Here is a 4,299-nt window from a genome sequence, read left to right as displayed (position 1 = left end):
CCTGTTCAGAAGCCCGGTGGGGCGGGCGCACCCCCGTACACCCGACCCACCGGGCTTCTGAACAGGCACGGTTACGTCGTGGAGACGCGTGATTACTGCGCTGGAGGTGGTGCTGTGCAGTGCGTTCATCTCGCGCCCCCCGTCGGTGGTTGTTCGCGCTTCTGGCTGTGTTGAAAGCTTGCCCGCGCTCCTTCATGGCCGTGTCCGCCGACTGTCACAGAGCTGTCACAGCGGTACAGGTCTCGATGGGAGCGCTCCAACTGTCGAACTCCCCCTGTCCCATGGGCCAGAATGACCAACGTGCCCTTCCTGTTGCTGATCGAGGACGACGACGCCATCCGCACAGCCCTTGAGCTGTCGCTGTCACGCCAGGGGCACCGTGTTGCCACGGCAGCCACTGGCGAGGACGGTCTCAAACTGCTGCGCGAGCAGCGGCCGGACCTGATCGTGCTGGATGTGATGCTGCCCGGCATCGACGGATTCGAGGTGTGCCGGCGGATCCGGCGCACCGATCAACTGCCGATCATCCTGCTCACCGCGCGCAGCGATGACATCGATGTGGTGGTCGGACTCGAGTCCGGTGCGGACGACTATGTGGTGAAGCCGGTCCAGGGGCGGGTGCTCGACGCCCGCATCCGGGCCGTGCTGCGCCGCGGTGAACGCGAATCCACCGACTCCGCCGCCTTCGGGTCCCTCGTGATCGACCGGTCGGCGATGACCGTGACGAAGAACGGCGAGGACCTGATGCTCACGCCCACCGAGCTGCGGCTGCTCCTGGAGCTGAGCCGGCGGCCCGGACAGGCGCTGTCGCGGCAGCAGTTGCTGCGCCTGGTCTGGGAGCACGACTATCTCGGGGACTCGCGCCTGGTCGATGCCTGTGTGCAGCGGCTGCGCGCGAAGGTGGAGGACGTGCCGTCCTCGCCGACCCTGATCCGTACCGTACGAGGTGTCGGCTACCGGCTGGACACCCCTCAGTGAGAGTGAAGTTCCTCCACGGTCTGCGGTGGACCAGCCTCAGGCTCCGGCTCGTGGTCGTCTTCGCGCTGGTCGCGCTGACCGCCGCCGTCTCCGCGTCCGGCATCGCGTACTGGCTCAACCGCGAGGCCGTGCTGACCCGCACCCAGGACTCCGCGCTCAACGACTTCCGCCAGGAGATGCAGAACCGCGCCGCATCCCTGCCGCTGGAGCCGACGCAGAGCGAGCTGCAGACCGCCGCCGTGCAGATGTCGAGCAGCGGCAATCCGCACTACAGCGTGCTGCTGGTCGGCGAGAGCGGCGGCAAGGAGGCCGTGGGGTACTCCAACCTCGATACGTTCACGCCCGCCGATGTCCCGAAGTCGCTGCGGGAGGCGGTGAACAAGGAGCAGAAGGTCACGCCGGGCAATCCGTACACATACCACCTGTTCTGGCAGCGCATCACCCTCCGCAAGCAGCCCTATCTGGTGTCGGGGACGAAAATCATCGGCGGCGGTCCGACCGGCTACATGCTGACCTCCCTCGACAAGGAGCGGCAGGACCTCAACTCCCTCGCCTGGTCGCTCGCCATCGCCACCACGCTCGCGCTCATCGGGGCCGCGCTCCTCGCGCAGGCCGCGGCGACGACCGTACTGAGGCCGGTGCAGCGTCTGGGCGATGCGGCGCGGCGCCTGGGCGAGGGGAAGCTCGACACCCGGCTGCGGGTGTCGGGGACCGACGAACTCGCCGATCTCTCGCGGACGTTCAACATGACGGCGGCCTCGCTGGAGAAGAAGGTCGACGACATGAGCGCGCGCGAGGAGGCGAGCCGCAGGTTCGTCGCCGACATGTCGCACGAGCTGCGGACCCCGCTGACCGCCATCACCGCGGTGAGCGAAGTCCTTGAGGAAGAGGCCGACAGCCTCGATCCGATGATCGCGCCCGCGGTGCAGATCGTCGTGAGCGAGACACGGCGGCTCAACACCCTCGTCGAGAACCTGATGGAGGTCACCCGCTTCGACGCGGGGACGGCGCGGCTGGTGCTCGACTACGTCGACATCGCCGACCAGATCACCGCGTGCATCGACGCGCGGGCCTGGCTGGACGCCGTGGACCTGGACGCCGAGCGCGGGATCATGGTGGCGCTCGATCCGCGCCGGCTCGATGTGATCCTGGCCAATCTGATCGGCAACGCGCTCAAGCACGGAGGTTCGCCGGTACGGGTCTCGGTCCGCCTGGAGGGCGAGGAGCTGGTCATCGCGGTACGGGACCACGGCCCCGGGATCCCCGAGGACGTACTGCCGCACGTGTTCGACCGGTTCTACAAGGCGAGCGCCTCTCGGCCGCGGTCCGAGGGCAGCGGTCTGGGGCTCTCCATCGCGATGGAGAACGCCCATATCCACGGCGGGACCATCACGGCCGCCAACTCCACCGAGGGCGGTGCGGTGTTCGTCCTGCGGCTGCCGCGCGACTCCGCGGTGGACAGTGAAAGCGAACAGGACGGCGGCGCATGAGAAACCGGGCCGCGCTCGCGCTGGCGGGCATCGCGGCGCTCTGCGCCGTCGCCACCGGCTGCGGCATCCGCGACACCTCGGTCCCCGTCGACGCCGGACAGGCGCCGTCGCGGGTGCCGTGCGATCTGCCCGCGGAGAACGTCACCACCCAGGCCATGGAGGGCATCCCGGTCCGGATCTATCTGGTCTGCGGCTCCCAGCTGGTCTCCGCCGACCGTACGGTCCAGATCCCGCAGGGCGCGGGGACCGCGGACCGGATCCGGGTGGCGCAGCTGCTGCTCAACGAGCTGGAGGAGCAGCCGACGGCCGCGGAGAAGGCCGCCGGGTTCACCACGGACGTACGGGGCTCGCTGACCGTGCAGGGGCCGTACAAGGGCGATCCCAAGACCGCGCTGCGGCTCAACCGGGTGCCCGATGACCTGCCGTCGGGGGCGCTGGCCCAGGTGGTGTGCACGTACGCGGAGAGCGCGCTCGTGGAAGCGGAGGACGGCGCGGTGGTGCTCGGCGGGCCTTCCGGCGAGCCGACGCGGGCGTACGCCTGCACCCAGGAGCTGAAGTCGAGGCCCGACTCGGTGCCCGCGCTGGGAGAGCCGACGCCTTCGCCGGCGCCGACCCCGGTTCCTTGAGCTCGTGAGGGCCTGAGGGCCGGATGGGTTGATGTCCGTACGGCGGAACCGATCCTGCCGTTCCGGGCGTCTTGGGGGGCGTGCGTCAAGGTATGGGCGGTGATGCCGCCATCCGCTTCCGCGTCGGGGGGTTTCTTCTCCTCGCCGCGCATCTGCTGCTTGTGGGATGGCTGACCCTGCGGCCGCTGGACGTGATGTGGGTGACCGCATCGAACTTCACCCCCTTCGCAGGCATCCGCGCCGATCTCGGCCTGGGCGCGCTCGAAGCCGTGCGCCGGATCGGCCAGGGCCTGGCCCTGCTGGCCCCGCTGGGTGTGCTGCTGCCGCTGACCGGCGGGCGCCTGTACGCGTCCCCCTGGCTGTCCTTCGCCCGTACCGTCGCCGCCGGAGCGCTGATCTCGCTCACCGTCGAGCTTCTGCAGACCGGGGTGCCCGGGCAGGTCGTCGACATCGACTCGCTGCTGCTCAACACGGTCGGGGTGGCGCTGGCGCACCTCGCCGTCGTACCGGCGGGACGTGCCGGACTGCGCCGCAGGAAGGAGCGGTCCGCCGTGGCGACCCTCCTGCGGGATGAGCCGCCTCAGGGTGCCACCCCGACGATTCCCAGGGTCGGGATCGCCCCGTAGTCCGACGCTTTGCACCCCTCCTCCGGGCGACCATGGATACATCGGGAGCGCAGTCGAGCGGCTCCCACCACAGCTCGCGAAGGAGCCCCTCATGTCCGCACTTGCCCGCCCCCGCGACGGCCGCGTCCTCGGCGGAGTGTGCGCAGCGCTGGCACGGCGCTTCGGCACATCCGCGACGACCATGCGCGTGATCTTCGTGGTCTCGTGTCTGCTCCCCGGCCCGCAGTTCCTGCTCTACCTGGCGCTGTGGATCCTGCTTCCGGACGAGGACAAGACCCACTCCTCCTCCGCCGCCTGGTAGTCGTCGCGTACGCAACCGAAAGGGCGCCCTCCGGTGAACGTGAACCGGGGGCGCCCTTTCGCGTGCGTACGGAAGCTAAGCCTCAGCCACCGAGGCCGGGCAGCCCGGGCAGGGCGCCGCCGACCGGCAGGCCGCCGAGGAGGCCGGAGACCGGGTTGCCGGAACCATCGGCGGTCGGCAGGGTCTGCAGCTTGGAGGCCACGCCCTCGACAGGGAGCGTCTGGGTGACGGTGCCGAGTGCGGAACCGGCCTCCGGGAGAGCCGGGAGGGCCGGGAGG

Annotated in this window: 5 protein-coding genes and 1 pseudogene; 5 read left to right on the top strand and 1 reads right to left on the bottom strand. The window is 69.9% G+C overall.

Going from position 1 to position 4,299, the window contains the following annotated elements; genetic code table 11:
- The first annotated feature begins 300 nt into the window (after positions 1-300).
- The 5 genes from afsQ1 (at position 301) to J0695_RS36935 (ending at position 4,021) form a co-directional block, all read left to right on the top strand.
- A complete protein-coding gene (gene afsQ1 / locus J0695_RS36955; protein ID WP_206969133.1) occupies positions 301-978 on the top strand; it encodes a two-component system response regulator AfsQ1 in 678 nt (225 codons plus the stop codon).
- Positions 975-2,468, top strand: coding sequence for an ATP-binding protein (locus J0695_RS36950; RefSeq protein ID WP_307798880.1), 1,494 nt, complete (start codon positions 975-977; stop codon positions 2,466-2,468). Before afsQ1 ends, J0695_RS36950 begins: the two co-directional genes overlap by 4 nt.
- Entirely contained in the window at positions 2,465-3,094 is a 630-nt protein-coding gene (locus tag J0695_RS36945; protein ID WP_206969132.1) for a hypothetical protein, read from the top strand. Before J0695_RS36950 ends, J0695_RS36945 begins: the two co-directional genes overlap by 4 nt.
- Before the next feature lie 92 nt (positions 3,095-3,186).
- Positions 3,187-3,720, top strand: coding sequence for a VanZ family protein (locus J0695_RS36940; protein WP_206969131.1), 534 nt, complete (start codon positions 3,187-3,189; stop codon positions 3,718-3,720).
- A gap of 91 nt (positions 3,721-3,811) precedes the next feature.
- Positions 3,812-4,021: a PspC domain-containing protein gene (locus J0695_RS36935; protein ID WP_206969130.1), complete on the top strand. Its 210-nt coding sequence runs from the start codon at positions 3,812-3,814 to the stop codon at positions 4,019-4,021.
- Positions 4,022-4,103: 82 nt separating this feature from the next.
- Here the strand turns inward: J0695_RS36935 and J0695_RS36930 are convergent.
- Positions 4,104-4,299 (bottom strand): annotated as a pseudogene (locus J0695_RS36930) (ATP-binding protein); the annotation flags it as partial.

It is taken from the genome of Streptomyces beijiangensis, assembly GCF_017315755.1.
GTDB lineage: Bacteria > Actinomycetota > Actinomycetes > Streptomycetales > Streptomycetaceae > Streptomyces > Streptomyces beijiangensis.
Note: the sequence above shows the minus strand (reverse complement) of the source record. Positions and strands in the feature narration are given on the sequence as shown.